This window comes from Siphonobacter aquaeclarae (genome assembly GCF_900103285.1).
GTDB lineage: Bacteria > Bacteroidota > Bacteroidia > Cytophagales > Spirosomataceae > Siphonobacter > Siphonobacter aquaeclarae.
In genome coordinates this window covers 321,274-345,943 of sequence record NZ_FNGS01000001.1, presented here as the reverse complement: position 1 = coordinate 345,943, position 24,670 = coordinate 321,274, and the positions used below count along the sequence as shown (strand labels likewise).

Here is a 24,670-nt window from a genome sequence, read left to right as displayed (position 1 = left end):
ATTCCCCAACTGAAAACAAAAAACCGAAAACTGATTTCTCACTTTCCCATCCACAACTTAAAATCCGTCACCTTTTCCCGACTGACAAGTGCTTCCTTGTCGAACACAGGTTTCAGGTTCAGAATCAAGCGATTGCCAAAATAGGGCTGGATTTGTTCCACTGCCTGGTGAGTGACAATCGCGCCCCGGTTGATGCGAAAAAAATCGGAAGGGTTGAGCATAGCTTCGAGCTCGTCGAGCGTATAGTCGACCAGGTAGCGGTGCCCTGAAACCGCCGTCAGAAAACTATAGCGTTCTTCGGTATAAAAATAGGCTACTTCCTTGATTTCCAGGGATAGCATCTTCATTCCCTGCCGCACCAGAAAACGCTGCCGGTAGCTTTTCGGAAAATGGCCGTGCAGTTGTTGCAACAGTAGTTCGATAGCTGCGGCGCCGGGGGTACCGCCCTTTCCCCGCAGGTCTTCGTACTTCTGCAGGCTTCGCTTCAATTCGTCCCGCTGAACAGGTTTCAGGAGGTAATCGATGCTGTTGACCCGAAACGCCTGAAGGGCGTATTCGTCATAAGAAGTCGTAAAAATGACGGTACTCCGCACAGGCGTGCGTTCAAAAATCTCGAAGCTCTGCCCGTCGGCCAATTCAATATCCAGAAAAAGCAGGTCGGGATCCGGCAGTCCGCCTACCCGGCGCTGTTCCAGCCAGGTAATCGTGTCTTCGATACTGCCGGTATTTCCGACAATTTCCATATCCGGCGCTACTTCGTTCAGCAATTTCTTCAGTTTGCGAACGGCAAGCTCCTCGTCTTCAACAATCAGGGCGTTCATCGGCTAAGTAAGGGTAAAATGACGGTGAAATAATCGGGGCCGGTTTCGATCACCGGTTCCCGAGTATGAATGAGCTGGTACTTGGCCTGAATATTGGCGAGGCCTACGCGGGTAGAATCTCCGGGGCGGGTGGCTTTGCGCTGGAGGTTATTCCGGACGACGAGGTTGCCTTCTCCGGTCGCGAAAATCTCGATCTGCAGCGGGCGCGTCGGCAGAATGACGTTGTGCTTGACGGCATTTTCGACCAGGAGCTGAAGTGTTAAGGGAGGCAGCCGGTGCTGGCGGAGGGGTTCGGGGACGTTCGTATCCAGGTAAATGCCGGCGCCGTACCGCGTTTTAAGCAAATGAAAATAGGAATCCATAAAAAGCAGCTCGAGTTCGAGCGTCGTCAGTTCGTCATCCTGATCCGGCGATACCCGGTTGGCCTGCAGCATGTACCGGTATACCCGGGCCATTTCTTCGACAAATTGCTCGGCGCGCTCCGGCTCGTCGGCAATGAGCGACGACAGCGAATTCAGGCTGTTGAACAAAAAATGCGGGTTTACCTGGCTTTTCAGTCCCTGGAGCTGCCCCTGGAGGTTTTCCCGTTTCAGGCGTTCCTTATTCACCTGATGCTGCTGCCACTGGCCGAGGGAATACGCCGTTTCGTAAATACCCACAAGCAGAAAAATAGCAATCAGATCAAAGCCGTATACCGAGATCACGTTGTCATACGTCAGGTGGGAGCCGAAGAGGTGAAAACGGATGAACAGCCAGGTATCGAAAAGCAGAAATACCCCTGACAGCGCTATGAACGCAATAGCGGTAAGGCCCGCCCGGACGAATGTTTGCCCGAGGCCCGGAAACCGCCGTGCTATCGCGTCCGCTACCCAGTCGTGCGTGACAAAAGCTACGGTCGACAAAAACCAGACGAACAGCGTACCCGTCACAAAAACCACCCCGTCGGTTACATACTTTTCCCCGATGAGCAGGTAGCTGACCATGGGCACAAACCAGGGAATAAGGAGGAGGTAGGACCACCCGCCCCGTACGGTCATGTGCAGCTTTCGTCGGGTGATGTCTAAAAACTTCATGATATTTCTCTTAGCAGGGGGATTTCTACGGAGTAATGGTCGAGATCGACGCTGATGCGGACGATTCCTTTTCCCATGAGAAAGTACCGGTCGCACAGGGAGTCGAGGCGGTTGCCATCCGGATCGAGTGCGCTGGATTTCCGCTGCAGGTTATTTCGGATGCGCAGGGTGACTTCGTCTGCCATACCGATTTCGATCCGCAGGGGTCGCGCTACTGATACTACATTGTGTTTCAAGGCGTTGTCGATGAGTATTTGCAGGGTGAGATGCGGCAGAAACAGCAGGTGCCGGTCGGCCGGTACGGTAATACTAAGTTCCACTCCCTTCCCGTATCGTGTATGGATGAGGTAGAAATAGGCTTTGGTGAATTGTAGCTCGGCTTCGAGGGTTGTCCATCCCTGCCTTGGGCCGGACTGGAGCAGGTACCGGTAAACCGTAGCCATTTCGTCCACAAACTGCTCGGCCCGGGTCGTATCTTCTCCGATCAGCACGGAGAGTGAATTAAGGCTATTGAAGAGAAAATGGGGGTTCACCTGTTGTTTGACGTGGTCGAGCTGCGACATCAGCCGCTGCTGATCGAGCTGCTGCCGTTCCATCTCTGTCGTTTTCCATTGCCAGAACGCGTACGCGATTTCAATCAACCCCGCTGCCACGATATTGACACCCGTCATGGTGACGAGTACCCACAGTGCCGTCCGCGGCTGGTAGCTAAAACCCAGCAGGTGAAAGGTATGAAACACCCGAAGCACCAGCCAGGCGAATGTCACGCCCGAGGCGACAAATCCGGCAGCCATCAGCCCTACCCGGCGCATCGACTGCCTCGGCTCCGGATACAGCCGGATCACCCGCTGCGCCAGTACTCTGGGAATCAGACATCCAACCAGCACCAGTACAGCAATAATCAGCGTTCCCTGCGTGAAATTTTCTCCGGTAGCAAAATAGGATTTCCCCCAAAACAGCCAGCCTGTCAACGGAATGAGCCAAGGTACCAGCATGAAAAAGGCCCAGGTGAAAAAGCCCTGCCGCTGCCTGAATAGATGCCCGTAATCTTTCATTCCGTGGTTCACCCGATTTGATTAAAGGTACAAGGGAAGTCCGGCTGCCGGAAACAGTCCGGTACGAATTGCTGCTATCGCTGCATTAACGGTCCGGAAAGGCGTATCAACCGCGCATTTCGGAAGGCCCGTCCTTCTTTTTACAAAAAAACAACACGCGTGAACTTTCCGGAAACGCAAAAAGTTAACACCGTTAGAAAATCGAACAGAACTCCGGAATATGGGCGTCGCCGAACGAAAACTACGACAACGGGAAGAGGTCAGGACCAGCATCCTGAAAGCCTCCTGGGATGTCGTGGAGAAAGAAGGCTGGCAGGCGTTGTCGATCCGGCGGATTGCGGAGGCCATCGAATACAGTATTCCGGTGATTTACACGCACTTCGAAAACAAGGAAGCGATTTTATTGGAGTTTACCCGGGAAGGATACCTGCAATTGAGCCAGCAGATGAAGGCGGCAAAAACGCTAAGCGATGATTCCCGCCGCCAGCTGCAGGATATGGCAGAAGCCTACTGGGCCTTCGCCTTCAGCCACCGTGAACACTACCAGGTGATGTTTGGGCTTGGAATGCCGGCCTGCGACCTGGTGAACCGTGTCGAAGAAATCAAGTTGTTCAGCAATGTTCTTCTGTCTGTGCTGGAAAAAGCCATCGCGGGCAGTTCACAACCGGGTCAGGATGTGTTTCTGAAGTTTCATTCCTACTGGTCCATTCTGCACGGACTCGTTTCGATCAAAATGATGAGTCCGACAGAAGGGCATGTTTCCTCCAGTCTGGTTCTCCAGGACGCTATCGGAGGCTTTATCCGCAATTTCGATTAATTTTTTACCAATATCCTAACAGTGTTATTTTTTGTATCACTGATTGAAAACCGATTCATTGTATGTCTACCGTAACGCAATGGGGCGTAGATCCCCTTCACTCAGAAGTTCAGTTCAAGGTTAAGCACCTGGTGATTTCCACCGTTACCGGCGCTTTCAATTCCTTCTCCGGCGGCGCCGTTTCCAAAGACGGTAGCCTCGAAGGCGCGGAAGTTCATTTCACGATTGATGTCAACAGCATCGATACAAATCAATCCCAGCGCGACGAGCACCTCCGCGCCGGTGATTTCTTCGACACGACCAACCACCCGCAGATTACTTTCAAGTCTACTTCCTTTACGAAAGTCAAAGGCGACCTCTACAAACTTGTTGGCGATCTGACCATCAAGGGCGTAACGAAGTCGGTAGAAGTAGACGCTGAGTACGGCGGAACGGCGAAAGATGCCTGGGGTAACACGAAAATCGGTTTTGAAGTAACCGGTAAAATCAACCGGAAGGAATTCGGCCTGACCTACAACGCCGTCACCGAAACGGGCGGCCTCGCCCTCGGCGAAGACATCAAGCTCATCGCTAACATTCAGTTGGCGGAGGTTGCGTAATGCAAAGGGCATGGGGTGGTAGTTCGCCCCATGCCCTCTGCCCCATGCCCCATGCTATTTAAAATGCCGGTCCAGAAACCGGAGATACTGCTCCCAGTCGAACGCGGTGACGTTATGCCCGCCGGACCGGATATGGTACCCAATCTGCGCCTGTACCGACTGATCCAGCGGCGGTCGCTCGCTGACCGGCAGTCCTTTCTTCCCCAAAAAGGCATAGGCTTCTCCCGCCAGCAGTGCCGATTGAAACTCTCCTTCGGGATCTGAATTGGTATCCTCCACGGCACTCGCTACGTAAACCGGTCGCGGTGCAATCAGGGCAATTACCTGATGCTGATCAAATGGAAGCACCGTATCCTGGTCCATGTACTGGTGGAAATTCCGGCAAAACCAGTGCGGAAAAACAGTACACAGGCGACGGATATTTTCGCCCCTTCCCCGGTGAAAAAGCTTGGCCCCGCCGGCTCCCGACTCGTTGCTGATGACAGCGGCAAACCGCTCATCTGTTGCGCCCGCCCACAACGCAGCCTTTCCCAATCGCGAAAAGCCGAAAACAGCTACGCGCCGGCTGTCTATGTCTTTATCTGTTTCGAGGTAATCCTGAATCCGGCTGAGTGCCCAGGCCCAGGCGGCTATCGTCCCGAAATTATCCGGTCTGTTTTGGTAGTCCGGGAAAAAGGGGTGAATGCCCGTCTGAAACCCCGTAGTCCGAACATCCGACGCAATATCCTCCCGATAAGCCGTGACCAACGCATATCCCCGTTGCAACAGTTGCTCTACCGGCCATTGGCTGGCATTCGTACCCCGACACGCGTCCGTCGCCCGGTGATCCACCGTACACGGATTACTGCGCGACGATTCTACATAGCTGGTTGTCAAGTGAATACCGGGATCTGTATGAATCGCGTGATTTCCGGAAAAGTTGAGACCGAGAATCGCCGGCGCCGGTTTGCGCCGGGCATTGGGAATGTAGAGGAGCGCTTCGAACGACGGCCCCTCTGCCGACAGGGAAATCCTCACCTGCTTGCGCGTGGCCAGGCCGTTCAGGGCTTTCGGGTCGGATTCAACCACGCGAAACGACAGGCCCGCCGGCTTCGCGGGTGAATGGCCGTACATGTTTGCCGAAAACTGTTCGATAAGCTCCTGCCGGTGCGTGCGCCATTGGGCTTTGGTTCGGATCGGGCTTCCGTCGCCGGCTACAAGAAGCTTCTGCTGCGCATTCACGGTGGAAGCGCAGGCAAAAAGCAACATCAAGACTACCCGTTTCATGCGGCAGTCAGGGTAATGGTCTGACCCGGTCGGGTTGGTACGTCGTACAGAAAGGTAGCCCGCGGTTGCTTTGCTTCCAGGCGGGCGTCCGGCGAGATAACGGGCCTCGCAACCGGTTGAATCCGGTACAAGTCATTGGTATTCTCCCCTTTGGCCGTTTGCAGTCCGGTTCCTTTCAATTCATTCGGCACACGGAGGCGGAGGTTCCCGCCGGCTGTCGACCGCACCGTCACCTTCACTATCTTTCCGTTCTTCCATTCCAGCGCTACCACTTCAAAGCCGCCCCGCGCCCGGAGGCCGTTAACGGAGCCGCTCTGCCAGCGATCGGGCAATGCCGGCAGGAGTGCCACCGCGCCGTCATGGCTCTGCATCAGCATTTCGGCGATACCGGCCGTACAGCCGAAATTTCCGTCAATCTGAAAGGGAGGATGCGCGTCAAACAGGTTGTTGTAAGTACCCCCGCCACTTCCTTTTCCAACGGGAGAAAGCTGGTCAGTAATCAGCTTATATGCCCGGTTGCCATCCAGAAACCGCGCCCAGAAGTTTACTTTCCAGCCCATCGACCAGCCGGTGGAGACGTCTCCCCGGTATTCCAGCGAAGTACGGGCCGCCTGAAACAGCTCCGGCGTATGATACGGGGAAATCTGGCGGCCTGGATACAGCCCGAACAGGTGGGAAACGTGCCGGTGCTTGTCTTCGGGATCGTCGAGGTCCTCGATCCATTCCTGCAGCTGGCGGTGCTTTCCAATGTGCATCGGTGGTAGTTTGGCGCGGATACCCGAGAGTTTCGCAGCAAATTCCGTGTCGGTACCGAGGGTATTCGCCGCGTCGATCGCATTGGAAAGCAGGTCGAAAACGATCTGGTTATCCATTGTCACGCCGGCATCAAAAGAAACGCCCGGCCGGGTTTTCGGAGCGTTTTCAGGAGAAGTACCCGGGCAGACCACCAGCCAGTGATTCCGCGGGTCTTCCACCAGAAAATCAGTATAAAACTCCGCGGCACTTTTCAGGGCAGGATACACAGTTTTGAGGTACTTTTTGTCTCCCGAATACAGGTATTTTTCCCACAAATGCTGGCTCAGCCAGGCGCCGCCCATCGGCCACATCGCCCAGTAAATCGGGTCCACAGGTCCGGTAATCCGGAACAGGTCTGTGTTGTGGTGGGCGACCCACCCTTTGGCGCCATACATTACCCGGGCGGTTTCCTTTCCTGTTTGCGAAAGCTCCTGCACCATCCGGACAAGGGGTTCATGCAGTTCAGTCAGATTGGTCATTTCCGCTGGCCAGTAGTTCATTTCCGTGTTGATGTTGATCGTATACTTGCTGTCCCACGGCGGCATCATCCGGTCGTTCCACAACCCTTGCAGGGTACCGGGCTGCCCACCGGGTTGTGAACTGGAAATCAGCAGGTAGCGACCAAATTGAAAATACAACGCTACCAGTCCCGGATCATCGCCTGCTGCAAACTGCCGGACCCGCTCGTCGGTCGGCAACGCCGCCGCCGGAGTAGTCCCTAAATCGAGCGTTACCCGGTTGAAATACTGCTGATAGGCGGCCATATGCCGGGCACGGATCTGGTCATACGACCGACCGGCCGCAGCCGCCAGGTATGCTTCCGCCCGCTTGGCGGCATCGGCGGTGAGTGTTTTATAATCCACAAAATTCGTAGCAATTGATACGAGGATCGTGGCAGAAGTAGCATTGCTGACGACGACAGAAGTATCCGTCGTCGTAACCGAGCCACCCTGAGCCAGCACACGGGAGATCGCCTGAAAGCGAATCTGCCCTTTTACGCCTTCGTGGTCAGAGGTAGTACCCGAAAGAACGATGCGGTCTTTTCCCTGCGAACCGGCCTGCGCGCGTTGCGGGCTGTTCATCGACGCCGCGAACGACAGCGCTCCGGGCTTCGAGGCCGTCAGCCGGATGGCGACTACCTGATCCGGAACCGAAGCAAGGGTTTGCCGGGTATAGCGGACGCCGTTGTGCAGGTAGGTGGTCGTTGCCAGCGCGGTTTCCAGGTCCAGCTCCCGGCGGTAGTCTGTATAGTCTTCGTGTCCGGGAAAGGAGAGGTAGAGGTTGCCGACGGGCTGGTACATCATGCCATGATCCCGCGGGTGCTGGATTTTCTTCCCGGCCAGTTCCTGCGCTTCTTTCTGCTTGCCTGCGAAGATCAGCCGGCGGACTTCGGGCAGCGCGGCCAATGCCTCCGGGTTATCGTTCCGGTGCGGGCCGCCCGACCAGACCGTCGCTTCGTTGAGTTTGATGATTTCGCGGCCGGGGTTGCCGTAAACCATCGCTCCGAGGCGGCCGTTTCCGACAGGAAGCGCATCGGTCCAGGTCGCTCCTGCCGGTCGCGGAAACCATACTTTCAGGGGTTGACGGGCGTGAGCGCTGAGCGTACACACCCAAAAAAGAAGCAGTAATTTTTTCATCAGCGAAAACAGGTATGAGGAGGTTCGGAATGCTGGGTTTTCTTTTCGTGTTAAAAAGACACTTATTTTTGCAAGATACTCTTTCAGATAGAAAGATTCCGCGTTAAAATTTGTTCTTTTTTAGCTTTGATACAGGTATTTACGTTCCCGGTTCTTTCTTTTTCGGAAATAAGGATGCATTTGAATGAAACCAGAACTGCTTAAAATTCCGACCGGTCCGGCACATTCCTTTACGGTACATCGCACGGACAGGCCGAATATCAACAACCGCTGGCATTATCACCCGGAATTTGAGCTGATTCATTTTCACCGGGGAAGGGGTATGCAGTTTATCGGCGACAGCATTCAGCGGTTCAGCGCCGGGGACGTCATCCTCGTCGGCGCGAATCTCCCGCATTACTGGCATTTCGACGAAGAGTTGCCCGCGGGCATGCCCTACTCGACGGTTATCCATTTCCGGGCCGATTTCTGGGGCGACGCTTTTCTTTCTCTTCCCGAGAATATCCGGCTCCGGCAACTCATGGAAACAGCCGGACGCGGTCTTCTTCTGACCCGGGATACCGGCGAGCGCGTCGCGCAGTGGATGGAAGCGACGCATCAAGCGGAAGGCCCCGCCCGTCTGATCGGATTACTGCAATGCCTCACGGCCATCATTGCTGCTCCGGAGCAGGAACGGGCCGAGCTGGCATCGCCGGGCTTCACGGCCACCGTATCTCCTGTTGAAGAGGTACGGATGAACCTGATTTACGCACATATTTTCCGGCATTTCCAGGATAAAATACCGCTGGAAGAAATTGCATCCGTCGCCGGAATGGTGCCTAATTCCTTCTGCCGCTATTTCCGGTCGCGAACCGGAAAAACCTATACACGCTTTCTGATCGAAGTCCGCGTCGGATATGCCTGCAAACTACTGATCGAGAAAAACCTGAGCATCAAGGAAGTAGGCTATGAAAGCGGTTTTCACAACTTCAGTTGTTTTCACAAGTACTTCCGTCTCGTGACCGGGCGTAGTCCGCTCATTTACCAGCGGGAATATGCCCGCCAGTGTGATTAAAGGCCGTTTTCTTACCTTTGAGGGAATCCGCACGCATCAGCAGACAGCCGACCCGCTGCCGGATCAAACACAGCATCACATGGAATCATTAGCAGGAAAAACCGCCCTCGTTACGGGCGCGGGCAAAGGCATCGGCCGGGCGATTTCCCTCGCTCTCGCTGCAGAAGGGGTATCTGTCGCACTTCTCGCACGGACGGAGAAAGACTTGCTGGAAGTCGCCGCCGAAATCACCGCCCTTGGTGTCAAAGCGGCTGTTGTCACAGCAGATATTGCCGACCGCCTCTCTGTCGAAAAGGCCGTCGAAGAAGCTAAAAATCAGCTCGGACCGATTGATATTCTCATCAACAACGCAGGTATCGCGTCGTTCGGAAAGTTCCTGGAGCTTTCTCCGGAAGTATGGGAACGAATCATCCGTGTCAACCTGCTGGGCGTGTATTACGCCACCCGCGCCGTTCTTCCGGGAATGATTGAGCAGCAGTACGGCGATATCATCAATATTTCCTCGTCTGCCGGGCAACGCGGCGCTGCCGTTACGAGCGCTTACAGTGCCTCGAAATTTGCGGTTATGGGCCTGAGCGAGTCACTCATGCAGGAAGTACGGAAACACAATATCCGCGTTACCGCACTGGCGCCCAGCACGGTAGCGACTGATCTGGCGATTGAACTGAAACTAACCGACGGCAATCCGGAAAAAGTCATGCAACCCGAAGATCTTGCCGAACTGATTGTCTCCCAGCTAAAGCTCAACCGGCGGGTATTCGTGAAAGAAGCGGGGCTCTGGTCCACCAATCCCTGAAAACAAAAAGCAGGCCCGAAAGCCTGCTTTTTTCTTATCCTTCTGTCGGAAACGAGTGGAAAAGTACCACCGGCTCGGCCAGCAATCCGCCGGCCTTTTCCCGAAAGGTATCGAGATAGGGCTGATGATTGTGAAAATCGAGACCGGGCTGATCGGCCCATTCTTCCCACAGAATCAGGAAAGGCTCTTCGGTGCGGCTTTCGTGAAGGTCATACCGGAGGCAGGCGGCTTCCTGACGACTCAGGCGGACCAGTTCTTCGACGTGGCTGCGGAGCTCCGGCAGCGCGCCGGGCTTGGCTTTAAACAAAGCGGTGATACTCAGTGACATACAAGTTCTTCAGTTTGGAACAAAGAGGCAAGGTGGTGAAGATACGCGTCGCGGTAGCCGTTGATGCGTTCTTCGGTCCCGTTTTTTTCGAGATCATGAAAGTGAAAGCCCGGGAGCCGTTCCATCCCGGTGAATGCGTTCATGCGGTGGAATCCGAACATGACGCCGTCATCCACGCTTTTTTCCTGGAAAAATTCGCCGGGTAACGTGAATGCCGTTTCAGGGGCGTTCCAGCTGGTCGTCAGCATGTACTTCCGGCCGTGGAGCTGACCTCCCGTGCCATAGTTGATCGCCGGATTCTGGCGCGATCGACCGTCGCTGTGGTAGATACCCTTGTTATGGCCTTCCGTGAATACTTCGTCGATGTATTTCTTGAACGCGTTCGGTACCTGGAACCACCAGACCGGCGTATGGTAGATGATGACATCCGCCCAGACGAATTTTTCTACTTCCGCGGCCAAATCGTACGGATGGTTGATATCGGTAACTTTTACTTCCACATCAGGAAGCTGGCGGAGGTAGTCAGCCGTCCATTCCGTGAGGGAGTGGTTGAACTTTCCGCCAGAGTGGGCAAAGTGCTGCCCGCCGTTAATGACAAATACCTTTTTCATAAGATTTTTAAGAGCAATAAACCGAATGAATAATTAATCTATTTGATTATCAATACCTTACCGAAGCAGTTTCGGAGTCGAGCAACGCCCCGATGTAAGTCAGTTCTTCCGGCGAAAGGGTAATTTCGGCAGCCCGGGCGTTGGAAGCAGCCTGTTCGGCGTTGCGCGCGCCGGCCAGGACCGATGTAATGCCGGGTTGCAGGGATGTCCAGCGGAGGACGAGTTGCGCCAGCGTCGCGCCCTTCCGGTCGGCAATGGGTTGCAGGGCGTCGAGCAGGTTTTTCACAAACGCGAGATCGAACTGCGCGAAGTAACCGTTCCGGTGATCATCGGCTTTGAGGCGGGCGTTCCGGAAATAGCTGCCGGTCAGCAATCCCCGCTCCATCGGGCTGTAGGCGATGATTCCGACCTTGTTTTCAAGGGCATACGGTACCAGCTCGTCTTCAATCGAGCGGTTCAGCATGCTGTAGGACACCTGATCGGAGGCTATCGCGAGCGTCTGCCGTGCTTCTGAAAGCTGGTCGACGTTGTAGTTGGAAACACCGGCAGCGCGGATTTTACCATCGCGGAGGAGGCGGTCCAGCGCCGTCATGGTCTCTTCAATGGGTGTCGTCCCGTCGGGCCAGTGGAGCTGAAGCAGGTCGATGTAATCGGTACGCAGGCGACGGAGGCTGTTTTCCAGCTCGCGGACGAGGCTGTCGGCGGAGGCAAGGCGGTAAACGGGGACGGTTTGTCCGTCTTTTTCTGCATCGAAGAAATATTCGCCGCGACCGTCTCCATCCCAGACAAGGCCGAATTTGGTGAGCAGCTGTACGGCAGACCGGTCGCGACCAGCCAGCGCTTCCCCGATCATGTCCTCGCTCAATCCAAAGCCATAGAATGGAGCTGTATCAAGTGTCGTAACGCCATTGTCGAGGGAAGCATGCACCGCGGCGATGGAGTCTTTCTTATCGTTTCCTCCCCACATCGTGCCACCGATGGCGAAAGCGCCGTAGGCAATGGCAGAAAGCTGAATATCAGAGGTTCCTATTTGACGGTATTCCATTGGGATCTATGTTCTGTTGATTGACACTGCAAAACTAGATCGCCTTTTGTCATCATAAAAATAACTTAATTTATACCTTTGTATCATAAAACTAATAGATACAATGGTATTGAATCTGGAATGGCTGCGGTCGTTCAAGGCCATCTACGAAACCGGAACGCTCACGGGCGCCGCACAGGCACTTTTCATCTCCCAGCCGGGGGTAAGCCTTCATCTTAATTCGCTGGAATCTTATACGGGGTACAAGCTGTTCGACCGTTCAGCGCGGCAGATGGTACCGACCGAGCGCGGAAAGGTGCTGTATAATTTCATCGTCGAGCCGATTGCCAAACTGGAAGCCGCCGAGCAGCTCTTTCACAAAAGTTCGCGGCTGGAGCGCCCGACGATCAGCATCGGGATGTGTTTTGAAACCTTTCAGTTTACACTGGAAAAGCATATTTCCACCCTTCCTTTCAACGTCATCATCCAGTTCGGGGAATATCCGCAAATGCTGGCCGATCTGGACAAGGGCCTGCTCGATCTGATCATTACACCTCAAAAAGGCACGCAGAAGAACCTGGAATACAAGCCGTTTTCGAAGGAGCGGATCGTGATGATCGCCGGTTCGAAAACGGATTCCGCGGAAATAGACGCGCTGCTTCATACCGGCAAACTCGCCGAGGCCGAACATCTCCTCCACCAGCAGGTATGGTACAGCACCGCGGCGGATATGGAACACCTGAAGCGGTTCTGGCAATTGCAATTCGGCCGGCATCCGGACTTCAAGCCTAACTACATCGTGCCGAATATCTGTTCGATCATCCGGTGCCTGAGCGATGGCGAGGGCTTTTCCATTGTACCGGATTTTCTCTGCCGGGAAGAAATGGCTGCCGGGAAGGTAAAATTGATCTGGGAGGGAACGCAGGTCATCGAAAACACGCTCCATTTCGGTATGCGGAAGAAGACGATCTATGCCGAGGAGATTCAGCAGATACAGCGGATTTTTGAAGAGGGCGAGTTGATGCTGGCCGTTGACAGCGTCCCGGCCGGTATCCCATAAAAGAGGGATTGAAGAGGAAGGTCAGCGTTCCGACATTTCGGTAAAAAAGGGGGTTTACGCGGTCAAAAGAGGGGATTTTTCCCGTTGCCGGCAGTCGCCGGTTTCGTTACTTTCGTCCAACCCCTCCTCCTTAACTCACCGGAATACCATGACGCCTCTCTTCGACGCTCACCTTCACCCCTCGCTGAAAAAGCAGTTTGCCGATCCCGGCGAAACCGCTGCCCTTCCCATGCTGAATCCGTGGCGAACGGCCCTGCGGCAGGACTTCCTTCAGGCATTCGCCGAGATCAGTCCTAAGAAGTGTTTTATCAAGCCTTTTGTGGAAAGTACACTGGTGTCCCAGGCGTCTCTGACACAATTGGCGGCTGGACAATATGCGCTGGCGATTGCCGTGCTGTACTTCCCCGACAAGGAGCTTTTAAGGCTGATTCTCAGCAACAAACTGTTTGAATCCATTGTCAAAAAGAGCCTTTTCGGAAGCATCATTACGGAAGACCGGCTACTGGGTTTTCTGAACGCAGCGGGCGCGTTTGACACCGTTCTGGAAGACCTCCATTTGCTGTCCATGAGCGACGGGCAACGGACGGTCCGGTTTTACAACGGCGGGCCATTCCAGCCCGGCGCGGTCCCGGCGCTTGTTTTCTCGGTAGAGGGCCTTCACTGCCTGCGAAGCGATTTTGATAACACCGATCCTGCCCGCGTTTTACAGAATATCCGGGAGAACCTGGATACGCTCCTCGCCCAGCCGATCAAGCTGATCTCCGTCAACATCGCGCATATCGATAACAGCAACGAACTTTTCGCGAACCAGGCCTATGCGGTAGACGGCTTCCGGGAAGGCGCATTCGACGAACGAGCGCTGCGCCCCGCCGGAAACGGCCTCACCCAGGTTGGGAAAGACGCGGTCAGCCTGTTGTACGAAAAAAACCTGCTGCCTGACGTCAAGCACATGAGCTGGAAAGCACGCCGGGAACTGTATGCGTTCCGGAAAGCCGCCGGATTTGACCAGCCTGTCATTTGTTCCCATGCCGGATTTGCCGGCTGCTGGTTCGATTCCAACGGGGAAAGCCTGAGCGACTATATCCTCGCTATTGTTCCGGAGGGCCCGCAGAGCCGGTTGATTCTGGGAAAACCCAATCCGTATTTTGACGATCATCAGATCGGGTTCAACGCCAGCTCGATCAACCTCTTCAACGAAGATATTGCGGAGATTTTTCTGTCGGGCGGTTTGATCGGCTTGTCAATGGACCAACGGATTCTCGGCTACTCCGACGTGCACGATGCCAACGGAATGCCTACCAATGTCTTCCCTTTTCCGATGCCGGGCGGACCGATGCCCGTCCTCACAGATTCGGACTATATCTCCGCATCCGAACTGGCGGAGGAGCCGGTCTTCCGGACCGCTCAGCCGGATGGCGCCAGGATTATCCGGGGTATTACGCCTGATTCACGGGATATCGTTAACGCCGATAACATCCGCGATTTCTACCATCCACGTCATTTTTACCTGCATATCATGCATGCGATGGTGATAGCCGGCTTTCTGGGCGGTCAGGACGCTGTCCGGAAAATGCTGACGCAGACGCTCTGCATCGGCTCTGACTTCGACGGGCTGATTGACGGCATCGATTGCTGCCGGAACGTAACCGATACGGCATCGCTTCGACAGCGGTTTATCGTTGAGTTTCCCAAGTTTCTGAAGGAAATACCGCTGGCACTTCCCGACGGGCTCTCTATCGAAAAAGTGGCTGACCGGATCTTCTATGAAAATGGTCGTGACTTTGTCCTCTCCAGACCTTAATCAGCTGGTTATGAAACCACTTCTCCTTCTTCTCCTTTTTGTTCAGGCGGCGAAAGGACAAACCCTACAATACGGGGTATCCGCTGATTTCAAATGGGATATTTGTGTGTTGAGCGGGTATCAGTCCAGTTTCCGGCTTGCCATAGGCGGCGGAGTCGGCGTGATGCTCAATAATAACCTGATGCCGCATGCACAGCTCGCGCTGGTGGCATTTCAGGGTGGCTTAGGCAGCTCATTGAGTATGGCGGAACGCAACAAACTGGTCCTGGAAACGAACCTGACTGTAGGTTTTACCGGTGGCGGCAAGCGGGCCGTTGACGGATTCCGCCGCCCGCTCTATACCTTCGGAAAGTTCGTGCCGACACCGCTGTATAATCCCTTCAACGGTTACGGTACGCTGGCAACCACACAGGTATTCCGGCTGTCGAAGTTCGGCACGCCCAATGCGCTCGGGAAGTACCGGTATAGCCAAAAGATCGGAAGTGTAACCGTCGGGGGAGCAGGCTTCGATATCAATTACTACAACGACGGTACGCCTTTTCACTGGATGGGCCTGGGCGATGGGAAAGACCGGTACTGGACCGGCGGTGGGTTTGTCAGCTTTCACCTACCGAATTATCACGACAACGCCGTCGGAAATCCGGTAAGGAATGTCATAATCGGGTTTGACCGGTTTACCGGCTTTACACCCGATGCGTTTGAAGTGGCGGACCAACTGGGCCTTGGCTTTGTGCCGTACAAAGACGTCAGGCAGGCATTTTTTAACAAAGGACGGCTTTTTGCAGGAATAGAGCTGGCTCATCACCCCGGAGCGGCGGTCTATGCGCAGTTTCTGGATAACGACAAGCTGGATGTCCAAAACGTCATCCACGCGCTGATAAAAGCGCCGAGACACCTGACTACTCACCAGGCTCATTTCGCGATTGGTTTATACTACAATAAGAAATACTGGGACCTATGAAAAAGAGCTGGTTACTTCTTTTGATCCTTACGGGTTGTCACCGCGGGACGGTTGTTCCCATCGATCCCAGCTATTTTCTGCTGTCAGACGGATACTTGAACGAATCGGGAATTGTGCGCGCCGATGATCGTACGGGCGGACAGTATTACCAGGCCACTTTTTACGAGACAAATGTTCGTGTCGACAAGGAGGACTTTTCCTTCCGGGCTATGACGACCATCAAACCCGAACCCGGAAGTACGGATCAGCCGAGGTATCAGATGGAATTTTTCTTTTTCAGGAACGGTGGTGTGTTACTCTCCAGCTATACACTTTCCCGAAAAGGAGCGCCGTCGCGAAACCTGGATGGGCTGGATTGGACAAACTGGTTTACCGTGCCCGATCTGAAAAAATCGGTCCGGTATGTCGGCTATATTTCCGGACACAAAGAGAGTACCTTTACCCTATCCCTTACCCCCGTCTGGCGCAAACATCCACGCTATTGGAAGCTATTCTATACCCTAAAGCAGGATTCGATTACAGTAGATCGTATTCATTTCCACAAATCGATACAAACGCAGGGAGCTCCCTATACTGAAGTAGTAGTCGATAGCGTGCTGAACTGGAACGAGCGCCTGGACGACCCGAAGAAAATACAGCTCGTACTAACGGCCAAACCGGTCTCCTCCAGTGATAATTCCCGGAATATCCGGGGCGACTACCTGAAAAACTCTCCCGCCGTGCCGCAGACCAAGTCACTCAGGATCAAGGAATAAAAAGGGGAGGCAACCCATTGCCTCCCCTTTCATTACCAATACTTTGGTATCGGATTCAGTGTCAGGTTCTGACGCTGGTGCCAGTACGGATAAATCGTCGGAATATCGCTGGCTTTGTCGAGGCGCTGGATTTGTTCCGTCGTCAGGTTCCAGCCCACCGCAGCAAGATTCTGCCTGAGTTGCTCCGCATTGCGGGCGCCAATGATGATGCTCGAGACCGTCGGACGCCGGAGTACCCAATTCAAGGCCACCTGAGCCACCGATTTTTCCGTTTCGGCGGCGACCGCTTCCAGGGTATCGGTAATGGCATAAAAGGTTTCATCCGAGATAACAGCCTGAGGAACAGGACTTCCTCCCTCTACTACGCGACCTTCGGTAGGCTTCGGTTTGGAGCGGGAGTACTTCCCGCCAAGACGCCCGCCGGCAAGCGGGCTCCACACCAGCGCACCGACGTTCTGGTCGAGGCCCAGGGGCATGAGCTCCCATTCGTATTCCCGGTTGGCAAGCGAGTAATAGACCTGATGCGCTGCATATCGATTCCAGCCGTATTTTTCTGAAATGCCCAGCGACTTCATCAGGTGCCAGCCGGAAAAATTGGACGCCGCAATGTACCGGACCTTTCCGCTCTGCACGAGGTCGTCGAGCGTTCGGAGGGTTTCTTCCACGGGCGTATTGCCGTCGAACCCATGCATATGGTAAATATCGATGTAGTCGGTTTTCAGGCGGCGCAGGCTCCCTTCACACTGCTTTAGAAGATGGTGGCGGGAAGAGCCCTGATTATTTGGCCCCTGACCGAAGGGAAAAGTCGCTTTGGTCGAAATCAGTACCCGATCACGGAGACCGGTGAGGGTCTGCCCGAGGATTTCTTCAGATAGGCCATTCGAATAAACGTCGGCGGTATCAAAGAGGTTGACGCCGGCGTCGAGGCACAGGTGCACCAGTTCCCTGGCTTCCTCTACCTGGGTACTTCCCCAGGCCTTGAAAAATTCGGTTCCGCCGCCAAAGGTCGCCGTACCGAAACTGAGGACCGGTACATGCAGCCCGGAAGCACCTAATTGTCTGAACTCCATAGTATTGGCTGTTTTTCGGGTAGAAAGTGGCTTTTAACGGCGGAAAGCTAGGCCATCGGCCGACGTTGTCCAATGCTTTTTCTCAAAGAAATTGAAAAAGTGAAACCCTGCTGACATAACGCTGTCATTCGGCGGTAGTTGGTTTGTATCAAACAAAAAACAAACCAGGTCATGGAAACACTACAAGCACTCGTCATAACCCCGGAAAACCTGCTCTCCGCCTGGCAGGGCAACCGCCGCCTTACCCGCAGAGTCATCGAAGCCTTCCCGGAAGAAGCGCTTTTCAGCTACAGTCTCGGCGGCATGCGGCCTTTTTCCGATATGGTTTTTGAATTAGTCGGACTCTCGCATGGCATCGGCGGAATCGCGACGGGTCAATGGCCGACGAGCGTCGAGCTTTTTGCCCCCGGCGATCCGGCCAAACCGGCTACCAAAGCCGCCCTCCTTGCCCTTTGGGACCAGACTACAGACCTGATCAACGAAACCTGGCCGACGATTCCGGCAGAACGCTTTCAGGAAAGCGATCTGTCTTTCGGCACGTGGCAGGGTAAAATCTGGTGGTTGCTGTTTTACTGGAGCGACAACGAAGTTCACCACCGGGGGCAGGGATATGTATATTTACGGACGCTGGGGATTGAGCCGCCGGCGTTTTGGGATAGAGCATAATAAAAAGCCGAAGCGTGGACGCTTCGGCTTTTTGTATTTTCATCCTGTTCTATTCCAGAACGACAAATGCAGGAGGCATTTTTTTGACCTCCGGTTTCGACTCAATAATCCTGGAAACCAGTTCGACACTTTCCCGTACTTTTTTTACTTCAGTATTAGCATAGATAGCGTTACAGGAAGGATGAACACATGTGTACTTCTCTTTTCCTCCGTTCCGGATAGAGGTGGTTATGAAAGTAACCGGCAGCACCGAAGACAACGCAGGTGGCACAAAATGATCTTCCAATTCAAAGAGCGAATGGTCTTTCAGAATAGCAAAAATACGATCTACTTCTGCCGGACTAAATTCAATGCAAGCCGTATCAGTCTTTGTTTCACAGTTTCTGATATAGGTACCCGATTTAAGGTCGAAAGAATCCGCAAACGTCCAGAAATAGAAATTAAAGTCAGGCTTTTGCTCAATTTTTTCATTGACGCTGGAACGTAAAAATATGAGAAGGAAGACACTTCCGATCGTCAATCTCTTTAAACTATACTTTCGAAGAGCGTTAAACATCACAATTAACGGATCAGGTAGCTAAAAATAACTGCATAATATAGATTCCACTCGTCAGGATGTTATACAGGGCACGGCTCTTCGAGATGTTCCGTAGGACATCTCGAAGTATAGATATCAAATATATTTATCTTTTCTAAAAAGATTTCGACGAGCACAATATATAACGTTCAAGTATAGAATAAGTACATCCATTGGATTAAAATCTAATTTGTCTGTCTTCGAGATGTTCCGCAGGGCATCTCGAAGAGCTCAAATCAAACCTAATCTATCATAAGGTAATCATTTCCCTTCGCACAATGAAATATATCCTTTATCACGTCGTTTTCCTTCCTGTAATACAACCCAATACTGCCTGTATGATGAAAATAGAACAAGAATTGTTCATTTAAATTATAGAACAAGGGACTGTAAGGTGCTTCGTGATTCAAAACGCAGGAAAGAATTACCGACAAAAATCGACCCCAATCGTTGCAAACACATAACCCTTTATACTCATATCCTATGCCAGAATCTACAAGCATCTTTAAATAAGATCTTGACGTTTCTGATTTTTCTTTCAATTCAACATTAAGATCCTCAGAATTTAAATCCCATGTATCAAGACAAAAAGCTCCCCAATATTTATTCGAAATTATTAGGTCACTTTTATTCTTCCCAAAAAGATTATAGAACAAAATTACCAGATGCTCCTGTAGATCTATTTCTTCCTTTAGATATATCTCCTTCCTAAAGGCATCACTATTTCGATAGCCGTCAGAATCAAACCATCTAAAAGGAAGACATGGCTCAACCACTTTGCTAAGAACTTTCATACTCACGTATGTGTATTTATGAACGCTGGGGATAGAGCAGCCGGCGTTTTGGGATAAGGGGTGATAAAAACCGAAGCTCCCGCTTCGGTTTTAAACAGATTCTTGTTCAAAATAAAGATCAAAATTTAGGTCTGATTTTAAAGATACCAAGATATTTAGAAAATCATTTGATAGACATAACGCCGGCGTATTTTGTCCTGTAATTACTACAATATTCACAACTACATCTATATTAAATTTTCGTATAAAACTTCTTAAAAATTCTATCTTGTCTTGAAAATCAATTTCAAATTTCCTTGTCAGATCATCCAGGTCAAACGTTGACAAATAGCCCGTCGAATAAGACCAAGTATTTTCCTTTCTAAGCATAGATGAATTCACTGATTTTAAATCGATATTTATGTCTCCTCTACTCCAGTACTTAGCGAGCGGAATATCAATCAGAGAGTTAAATAATTGCGCATCTAAGTTATCCCCAGTCAAAGAAAGGATAAGTTTCAATCTCGGATATTGTTTGTTCATCATAAAAAACATCAGTAAAAATGACTTCGGCTCTTCGGGATGTTCCGCAGGACATCTCGAAGTATAGATATCAAATATATTTATCTTTTGAATTTTCCTGGGATGCTTCAACGCGCATGGCATGTAGCTTTTAAGCATGGAAATGGGTACATACATCTGCTGGATTAAACTTCGAGATGTCCTGCGGAACATCTCGAAGAGCACAAGATAGAGCTTAGAAAAAAGCCGAAGCATTCCTGCTCCGGCTTTTTGCAACAGGGGGCAATAGTTGATCTACCGCTCTTCAAGGTGTTCCGCAGGACGTCTCGAAGAACACGACTATGGCATCGCGTTATTCCTTGACAAACCGGGCCGATTCTCCGCTATTCAACCGGAAGAAATATACGCCCGGTACCAATCTGCTGACGCGATAGGTCTGTTTGAGTTGGGTGATCGTGAGCCGGTCAAGAACGACGCCGCGCTGATCGGTGAGCTGAACCTCCTGTCCGAGTACTTCCGGTCGGGTAAGGTAGAGTGTGATATCCTGTCTGGCAGGCACCGGTCCGAGTTTGATGGTCGGGTCGGTCATGGAAGTGGCCCCCTGATCGGTCAGCGAGAGCGTCCGGCTGTAAGTCGTGCTGCCATCCTGATCCACCATTTTCAGGCGGTAGTACATCACCCCGTCAAACGCCACCGCATCGTCAAACGAATAGGATTGGCTTTCACCGTTCCGCGCCGAAATAGTCTGAAGCGCTGAAAACTCCTGTGCATCCGTGCCCCGTTCGACCTGGAAATGACTGACATTTTTCTCAGACGCCGTTTTCCATTCCAGGTGAGAAATGCCACCGCTTCGCTTAGCTGTAAACGACAGCAGCCGCAGCGGAAGAGCCGCCTGCGTGGAAACGAAAAATCCGCTGAACCCTGTTACGTCAAACGTTACTTCCCAGCGGGAACCCGACCAGACAATGTCACTGTCGGCAGGATCGATGACAACCGCCGGTGCCGCATAGGAGGAAAAAGATCCTGTTCCATCACCGGAGGTGCCTGGACGCTTGACGATCAGCAGATTAGCTTTGCCGGCATTATCCGACGATCCGGTCGGCAGCGGCTTTGTCGGGTTCGCGGTATTAAAGGCATCAAACTCAGCCTGGTTGAAATAGAGAGTAACCCGGGCAGTAGCGGTACTACCATTGACAGCCGGCGTGATTTCGTAATGCCGGCCGACATGGTGGGGAACCGGAGTGGCGTCAACCCAGACTTTGACGCTGGTCCAGCCAGAAATACCAGAGGGCGTTCCACTTCCTGTGATTGAGGCGATGAGTTCCTGACAGGCGTTACCAAAATAGTCCGTTTTGGCCGCGTGGGACTGAACCGTTGCGACTAAAATACTGGAAGACGCCAGGGGCATAGTTGCCCCGTCAGCAAGATAAGACGTTTCATAAGCGCCCATATCTACCTTCCCAAGTTGAATACGCGGGTTTCCGTCTAGATCTACTGCCATATCGGCGGATACCAGGGAGTTATCTCCGCCATTGATAGCAGGGCTGCAGCTACCGAGGCGATAATCCCCCGCTGCGGTAGGTGCGCTGGAAAGCGTAGCCGGACTAATAAACCTGGGGTCAGCATCACCGGGAACAGTGCCGATATAATTGTCGTACTGAACCAGATTATTCTTCAGGGGAACGGAATAAGCAACAGCGGCCTCTATACCCCCGGAATTGCCAGCCACTATAGAGTTTCGAATATCTATTTCGCCCCCCAATGTTATTGAGGAACGGAAAGAATCTTCCCGGGTAGATCTGTTTCCAGAAATAGTACAGCTAACAATGGTGGCTAATCCGGTTCCAAAGCCACATATTGCCACCCCGTACCCTGACAGATTACCAGTAAAAAGGCAGTTAAAGAAAGAAGAAGGGGTGTTGTACCCACTTAACACAGCTCCTCCCTGTACTTCAGAGCTGTTTCCCTGAAAACGACAGAAGCGAATAATTGGAGCGCCGGTTAAATTAGCGATGCCTCCACCTCCAAACTCTGTGTTATTTGACAAAAAAGAACAATTTTGAATTAATGGCGAAGAATCGTTGATTTCTAATCCTCCTCCCGTAAGACCACTTGTGTTTTCTTTGAACACGCACGATTGAATGACCATGTTTGACGCATTCGAAAGATAAGCACCAGCACCGTTTCCACGGCTTCCATCATCTGCATAGTTCCTTGTAACAGTAAGATTCCGCAGTATGAACTTATTGCCGATACTATTTCCGAGGACGGCAATCCCCGCTCCGGCACTCCCGCTGAGAGGTTGGGTTCCATAGGTAGTGTCGGTAGTGCTGTTCGCATAACCTTTTTCAATAGTAAACCCATCCACAATCAGGCTGTCCCCATCTTTCGATAGGTCGGCAACGACGAGTACGTGACGACTATTATCGGAGTTGTCCCCAAACGTTCCAATATCCCCGCTCAGGATAGTTGTGTTTAACGAAATATCTCTGGAATCAGTGGTAGCATCATATCCTCCGTAAATGTGGAGGCCTGCCCTTGGTATGCAAAAAGCGGTACTTCGATTCGTGCTGTTTTGAGCGCCTGTCGGATAATAGGTACCTTTTGCAACAAGGATAGCTTCTGTACTGGAATGATCAGCAGCCCACGCAAGCGCAGAACCGAGGGTCTTAAACGCATCCGTCCAGGAAACTCCCGTATTCAATCCTGTCGCGGCATAGTCGACATATAGCGTATCCGGTTCAATCAGAGGTATGAAGGTAGCTGATTCATAGGCGCCCAAGTCAACGGTTGAGAGTTGAATCCGAGGATTTCCGTCCAAGTCGACGGCTATCGAAGCGGATACTGCGCTGTTATCTCCTTTGTTGATTACCGGACTCGAGGTCCGCAGACGGTAACTTCCGGAAATTGTCGGGGCGCCGCCTGCCTGGATCGGTTGGGTAAATTGCGGATCTGTCCAACCGGGAAGATTATTAACTCCTCCAGTATAGCCCTGGACGAGACTATTAGAGACTGTCGCCGATCCGCTTATACCCTCTGTATTGCCAAATACGATAGAGTTACGAATATCAATTGTCGTAGCAGAATAAAGTACTCCTTTGCTGCCACCGCCGCTGTTGGTTGACTTGTTTCCGGAAATCGTGCAATTGATTATCGTTGTCAGCCCTTGATAAGCACCGGTTGCAGCACCATATAGCGCGCTGTTTCCGGAGAAAAGGCTGCTTTCAATAACGGGATTGGAATCAGCATAGCTTTGAATGGCGCCGCCTTCCTGATCAGAGCTATTTCCCTGAAAACGGCAGACGCGGATTGCCGGAGAAGCCGAAACATTTGCAATACCTGCTCCAAAAACTGCCTTGTTGGATAAAAACGAGCAGGAATATATAACGGGAGAGGAATCACTGATTTCGCCCGCTCCCCCAACCATCGTTGAGTTATTTCCTGCGAAGACACTTGAACGAATAGCCATATCCGAAACATCCCTCAAAGAGAATCCGGCTCCATCCGAAGCACCGTTTCCTGTCACGAGCAAATTCCTCAGGACCAGTTTGTTTCCGATACTATTTCCATCAATCGCAATACCGCCTCCTTCACTTCGTGCGATCGTTCGAGTTCCGTAGGTGACATCACCCGAACTATTTGCATTACCCTTTTCTATCGTAAAACCGTCCACAATCAAACTATCCCCTCCGGCTGGTATGCCAGCGACAACCAGGACATGGTAGCTGTTATCTGCATTCGTACCCGCTGCGCCGATATCGCCGCTCAACGTCGAGGTATTGGCAGCAATATTGCGGGTTCCAGTGGCAGCGTCATACCCGCCGGAAATAGTGAGCCCGGCGCGAAGTAAGGTAAAGGCCGTCTCCCGGTTAGTACCGCTCTGATTCCCTGTCGGATAGTATGTTCCCTTGGCGACGAGGATCGTATTAATGGAGGCATCCGCATGCGCAGCTGCGATGGCTGCTGAAAGGGTCGTGTAGGCATTGGCCCAGGAATCTCCAGTGTTGGCGCCGATTGCTGAAGCATTGACGTAAACGATCCCGGAGGTCATCGTTTGCCGGATCAGCTTCTCCGTTAGCCCTCTTAAAGGCTGGAAATGGGTGTAAACAAGCGCCGACGGCCCGATAAGGGTCATCGCCAGCCCGGCCCAGACGGCCAAAGCAGATAAAGGTTTAAGCATGAATAGTGAACGTTAGGGTTGGAAACGCTCTTCAAGATCGGATCGAAGGTTGCCAACGCAGGCTGTGAAGTTGCTAAAATAGGCGCCACCTAAACAAACAGCAAGTTTATTGACCAAAAATACCTAAAAGCAAAGAAAGATTAAAATAAGACAGGGAATCCGAACCTTTTCTTCACTTTATACATCATCCGAACAGTAGCAGATCTGCTTCCCTAGCGTTCAGAATATTTCTATCCATTACGTGATACAACTTTCGCTCGCATTCAGGGAGATGCAATCCTCGCACCGAGGTGTAGTCAGTGTTCTTTCCTTTCCCGTTAATATTTCCCAGGGAAGCTTTTTCTTTAATAACACACAGACGAGATTGCCCGTCGGTTTTGAATAGGTAAAAATGGCCCCGTAAGGTCTCTATTCCTTTAGCATTTTTTC

The 24,670-nt window shown here is 52.3% G+C and carries 22 protein-coding genes; 9 read left to right on the top strand and 13 right to left on the bottom strand.

Translation table 11 applies throughout. The annotated features are described in order from the left end of the window. Positions 1-38: 38 nt before the first annotated feature. The 3 genes from BLR09_RS01335 to BLR09_RS01325 are packed head-to-tail and all read right to left on the bottom strand — an operon-like array spanning position 39 to position 2,889. On the bottom strand, positions 39-821 hold the full coding sequence (locus BLR09_RS01335) for a LytR/AlgR family response regulator transcription factor (protein WP_093196730.1): 783 nt from the start codon (positions 819-821) through the stop codon (positions 39-41). Further along, a complete protein-coding gene (locus BLR09_RS01330; protein ID WP_093196728.1) occupies positions 818-1,894 on the bottom strand; it encodes a sensor histidine kinase in 1,077 nt (358 codons plus the stop codon). Before BLR09_RS01330 ends, BLR09_RS01335 begins: the two co-directional genes overlap by 4 nt. Next, a complete protein-coding gene (locus tag BLR09_RS01325; RefSeq protein ID WP_176785400.1) occupies positions 1,891-2,889 on the bottom strand; it encodes a sensor histidine kinase in 999 nt (332 codons plus the stop codon). Before BLR09_RS01325 ends, BLR09_RS01330 begins: the two co-directional genes overlap by 4 nt. 280 nt (positions 2,890-3,169) lie before the next feature. Here BLR09_RS01325 and BLR09_RS01320 point away from each other — a divergent pair, with 280 nt between their 5' ends. Both BLR09_RS01320 and BLR09_RS01315 read left to right on the top strand, forming a co-directional pair. Beyond that, positions 3,170-3,766 carry a TetR/AcrR family transcriptional regulator gene (locus BLR09_RS01320; protein WP_093196724.1) on the top strand — a complete coding sequence of 199 codons (597 nt, stop codon included), beginning with the start codon at positions 3,170-3,172 and terminating at the stop codon, positions 3,764-3,766. A gap of 62 nt (positions 3,767-3,828) precedes the next feature. Further along, positions 3,829-4,365 carry a YceI family protein gene (locus BLR09_RS01315; RefSeq protein ID WP_093196722.1) on the top strand — a complete coding sequence of 179 codons (537 nt, stop codon included), beginning with the start codon at positions 3,829-3,831 and terminating at the stop codon, positions 4,363-4,365. 54 nt (positions 4,366-4,419) lie between these two features. Here BLR09_RS01315 and BLR09_RS01310 read toward each other — a convergent pair whose 3' ends face one another. Then, positions 4,420-5,631 carry an alpha/beta hydrolase family protein gene (locus BLR09_RS01310; protein ID WP_093196720.1) on the bottom strand — a complete coding sequence of 404 codons (1,212 nt, stop codon included), beginning with the start codon at positions 5,629-5,631 and terminating at the stop codon, positions 4,420-4,422. Beyond that, the gene (locus tag BLR09_RS01305) at positions 5,628-8,063 is read right to left on the bottom strand and encodes a glycoside hydrolase family 95 protein (protein WP_093196718.1); all 2,436 of its coding nucleotides are present in this window, start codon (positions 8,061-8,063) and stop codon (positions 5,628-5,630) included. Before BLR09_RS01305 ends, BLR09_RS01310 begins: the two co-directional genes overlap by 4 nt. A gap of 184 nt (positions 8,064-8,247) precedes the next feature. On the opposite strand from BLR09_RS01305, the gene BLR09_RS01300 reads away from it, so the two are divergent. Then, the gene (locus BLR09_RS01300; protein ID WP_093196717.1) at positions 8,248-9,117 is read left to right on the top strand and encodes an AraC family transcriptional regulator; all 870 of its coding nucleotides are present in this window, start codon (positions 8,248-8,250) and stop codon (positions 9,115-9,117) included. Between the two features lie 79 nt (positions 9,118-9,196). Beyond that, positions 9,197-9,913, top strand: coding sequence for a 3-ketoacyl-ACP reductase (locus BLR09_RS01295; protein WP_093197797.1), 717 nt, complete (start codon positions 9,197-9,199; stop codon positions 9,911-9,913). A 34-nt stretch (positions 9,914-9,947) separates the two neighbouring features. On the opposite strand, the gene BLR09_RS01290 is transcribed toward BLR09_RS01295, so the two are convergent. Genes BLR09_RS01290 through BLR09_RS01280 form a run of 3 tightly spaced genes read right to left on the bottom strand, consistent with a single transcriptional unit; the run spans position 9,948 to position 11,897 of the window. Next, a complete protein-coding gene (locus BLR09_RS01290) occupies positions 9,948-10,241 on the bottom strand; it encodes a putative quinol monooxygenase (RefSeq protein WP_093196715.1) in 294 nt (97 codons plus the stop codon). Continuing rightward, positions 10,232-10,852 carry an NAD(P)H-dependent oxidoreductase gene (locus BLR09_RS01285; protein WP_093196714.1) on the bottom strand — a complete coding sequence of 207 codons (621 nt, stop codon included), beginning with the start codon at positions 10,850-10,852 and terminating at the stop codon, positions 10,232-10,234. The genes BLR09_RS01290 and BLR09_RS01285 overlap by 10 nt, the downstream gene beginning before the upstream one ends. Positions 10,853-10,901: 49 nt before the next feature. After that, complete coding sequence (locus BLR09_RS01280; protein WP_093196712.1) at positions 10,902-11,897, bottom strand: aldo/keto reductase; 996 nt, start codon at positions 11,895-11,897, stop codon at positions 10,902-10,904. 103 nt (positions 11,898-12,000) lie between these two features. On the opposite strand from BLR09_RS01280, the gene BLR09_RS01275 reads away from it, so the two are divergent. The 4 genes from BLR09_RS01275 to BLR09_RS01260 all read left to right on the top strand — a co-directional run bounded on the left by BLR09_RS01275 (position 12,001) and on the right by BLR09_RS01260 (position 16,453). Beyond that, positions 12,001-12,936 (top strand): LysR family transcriptional regulator, encoded by a 936-nt coding sequence (locus BLR09_RS01275; RefSeq protein ID WP_093196710.1) that lies wholly within the window; start codon positions 12,001-12,003, stop codon positions 12,934-12,936. A 148-nt stretch (positions 12,937-13,084) separates the two neighbouring features. Further along, positions 13,085-14,737 carry an amidohydrolase family protein gene (locus BLR09_RS01270; protein WP_093196708.1) on the top strand — a complete coding sequence of 551 codons (1,653 nt, stop codon included), beginning with the start codon at positions 13,085-13,087 and terminating at the stop codon, positions 14,735-14,737. 10 nt (positions 14,738-14,747) lie between these two features. Continuing rightward, positions 14,748-15,698, top strand: coding sequence for a hypothetical protein (locus BLR09_RS01265; RefSeq protein ID WP_093196706.1), 951 nt, complete (start codon positions 14,748-14,750; stop codon positions 15,696-15,698). Next, positions 15,695-16,453, top strand: a complete 759-nt coding sequence (locus BLR09_RS01260; RefSeq protein ID WP_093196704.1) for a hypothetical protein — start codon at positions 15,695-15,697, stop codon at positions 16,451-16,453. The genes BLR09_RS01265 and BLR09_RS01260 overlap by 4 nt, the downstream gene beginning before the upstream one ends. Before the next feature lie 32 nt (positions 16,454-16,485). Here the strand turns inward: BLR09_RS01260 and BLR09_RS01255 are convergent, their stop codons facing one another. Then, the gene (locus BLR09_RS01255) at positions 16,486-17,523 is read right to left on the bottom strand and encodes an aldo/keto reductase (protein WP_093196702.1); all 1,038 of its coding nucleotides are present in this window, start codon (positions 17,521-17,523) and stop codon (positions 16,486-16,488) included. A 171-nt stretch (positions 17,524-17,694) separates the two neighbouring features. Between BLR09_RS01255 and BLR09_RS01250 the strand changes: the two genes are divergently transcribed. Beyond that, entirely contained in the window at positions 17,695-18,189 is a 495-nt protein-coding gene (locus tag BLR09_RS01250; protein WP_093196700.1) for a DinB family protein, read from the top strand. A 49-nt stretch (positions 18,190-18,238) separates the two neighbouring features. Here the strand turns inward: BLR09_RS01250 and BLR09_RS01245 are convergent, their stop codons facing one another. From BLR09_RS01245 to BLR09_RS25240, 4 genes are all read right to left on the bottom strand, one after another. After that, complete coding sequence (locus BLR09_RS01245) at positions 18,239-18,745, bottom strand: hypothetical protein (RefSeq protein WP_143010981.1); 507 nt, start codon at positions 18,743-18,745, stop codon at positions 18,239-18,241. Between the two features lie 263 nt (positions 18,746-19,008). After that, a complete protein-coding gene (locus BLR09_RS01240; RefSeq protein ID WP_093196696.1) occupies positions 19,009-19,560 on the bottom strand; it encodes a hypothetical protein in 552 nt (183 codons plus the stop codon). A gap of 90 nt (positions 19,561-19,650) precedes the next feature. Then, positions 19,651-20,337, bottom strand: coding sequence for a DUF4279 domain-containing protein (locus tag BLR09_RS01235; protein ID WP_143010980.1), 687 nt, complete (start codon positions 20,335-20,337; stop codon positions 19,651-19,653). Positions 20,338-20,413: 76 nt separating this feature from the next. Then, positions 20,414-24,241, bottom strand: coding sequence for a choice-of-anchor Q domain-containing protein (locus BLR09_RS25240; RefSeq protein ID WP_143010979.1), 3,828 nt, complete (start codon positions 24,239-24,241; stop codon positions 20,414-20,416). Between the last annotated feature and the right edge of the window lie 429 nt (positions 24,242-24,670).

Excerpts from the sequence above, each read along its gene's own strand:
- BLR09_RS01310 (WP_093196720.1), bottom strand. The coding sequence starts at position 5,631 with ATGAAACGGGTAGTCTTGATGTTGCTTTTTGCCTGCGCTTCCACCGTG.
- BLR09_RS01260 (WP_093196704.1), top strand. The coding sequence starts at position 15,695 with ATGAAAAAGAGCTGGTTACTTCTTTTGATCCTTACGGGTTGTCACCGC.
- BLR09_RS25240 (WP_143010979.1), bottom strand. The coding sequence starts at position 24,241 with ATGCTTAAACCTTTATCTGCTTTGGCCGTCTGGGCCGGGCTGGCGATG.
- BLR09_RS01330 (WP_093196728.1), bottom strand. The coding sequence starts at position 1,894 with ATGAAGTTTTTAGACATCACCCGACGAAAGCTGCACATGACCGTACGG.
- BLR09_RS01320 (WP_093196724.1), top strand. The coding sequence starts at position 3,170 with ATGGGCGTCGCCGAACGAAAACTACGACAACGGGAAGAGGTCAGGACC.
- BLR09_RS01265 (WP_093196706.1), top strand. The coding sequence starts at position 14,748 with ATGAAACCACTTCTCCTTCTTCTCCTTTTTGTTCAGGCGGCGAAAGGA.
- BLR09_RS01245 (WP_143010981.1), bottom strand. The coding sequence starts at position 18,745 with ATGTTTAACGCTCTTCGAAAGTATAGTTTAAAGAGATTGACGATCGGA.
- BLR09_RS01285 (WP_093196714.1), bottom strand. The coding sequence starts at position 10,852 with ATGAAAAAGGTATTTGTCATTAACGGCGGGCAGCACTTTGCCCACTCT.
- BLR09_RS01315 (WP_093196722.1), top strand. The coding sequence starts at position 3,829 with ATGTCTACCGTAACGCAATGGGGCGTAGATCCCCTTCACTCAGAAGTT.
- BLR09_RS01335 (WP_093196730.1), bottom strand. The coding sequence starts at position 821 with ATGAACGCCCTGATTGTTGAAGACGAGGAGCTTGCCGTTCGCAAACTG.
- BLR09_RS01305 (WP_093196718.1), bottom strand. The coding sequence starts at position 8,063 with ATGAAAAAATTACTGCTTCTTTTTTGGGTGTGTACGCTCAGCGCTCAC.
- BLR09_RS01240 (WP_093196696.1), bottom strand. The coding sequence starts at position 19,560 with ATGAAAGTTCTTAGCAAAGTGGTTGAGCCATGTCTTCCTTTTAGATGG.
- BLR09_RS01325 (WP_176785400.1), bottom strand. The coding sequence starts at position 2,889 with ATGCTGGTACCTTGGCTCATTCCGTTGACAGGCTGGCTGTTTTGGGGG.
- BLR09_RS01290 (WP_093196715.1), bottom strand. The coding sequence starts at position 10,241 with ATGTCACTGAGTATCACCGCTTTGTTTAAAGCCAAGCCCGGCGCGCTG.
- BLR09_RS01300 (WP_093196717.1), top strand. The coding sequence starts at position 8,248 with ATGAAACCAGAACTGCTTAAAATTCCGACCGGTCCGGCACATTCCTTT.
- BLR09_RS01280 (WP_093196712.1), bottom strand. The coding sequence starts at position 11,897 with ATGGAATACCGTCAAATAGGAACCTCTGATATTCAGCTTTCTGCCATT.
- BLR09_RS01295 (WP_093197797.1), top strand. The coding sequence starts at position 9,197 with ATGGAATCATTAGCAGGAAAAACCGCCCTCGTTACGGGCGCGGGCAAA.
- BLR09_RS01275 (WP_093196710.1), top strand. The coding sequence starts at position 12,001 with ATGGTATTGAATCTGGAATGGCTGCGGTCGTTCAAGGCCATCTACGAA.
- BLR09_RS01250 (WP_093196700.1), top strand. The coding sequence starts at position 17,695 with ATGGAAACACTACAAGCACTCGTCATAACCCCGGAAAACCTGCTCTCC.
- BLR09_RS01270 (WP_093196708.1), top strand. The coding sequence starts at position 13,085 with ATGACGCCTCTCTTCGACGCTCACCTTCACCCCTCGCTGAAAAAGCAG.
- BLR09_RS01255 (WP_093196702.1), bottom strand. The coding sequence starts at position 17,523 with ATGGAGTTCAGACAATTAGGTGCTTCCGGGCTGCATGTACCGGTCCTC.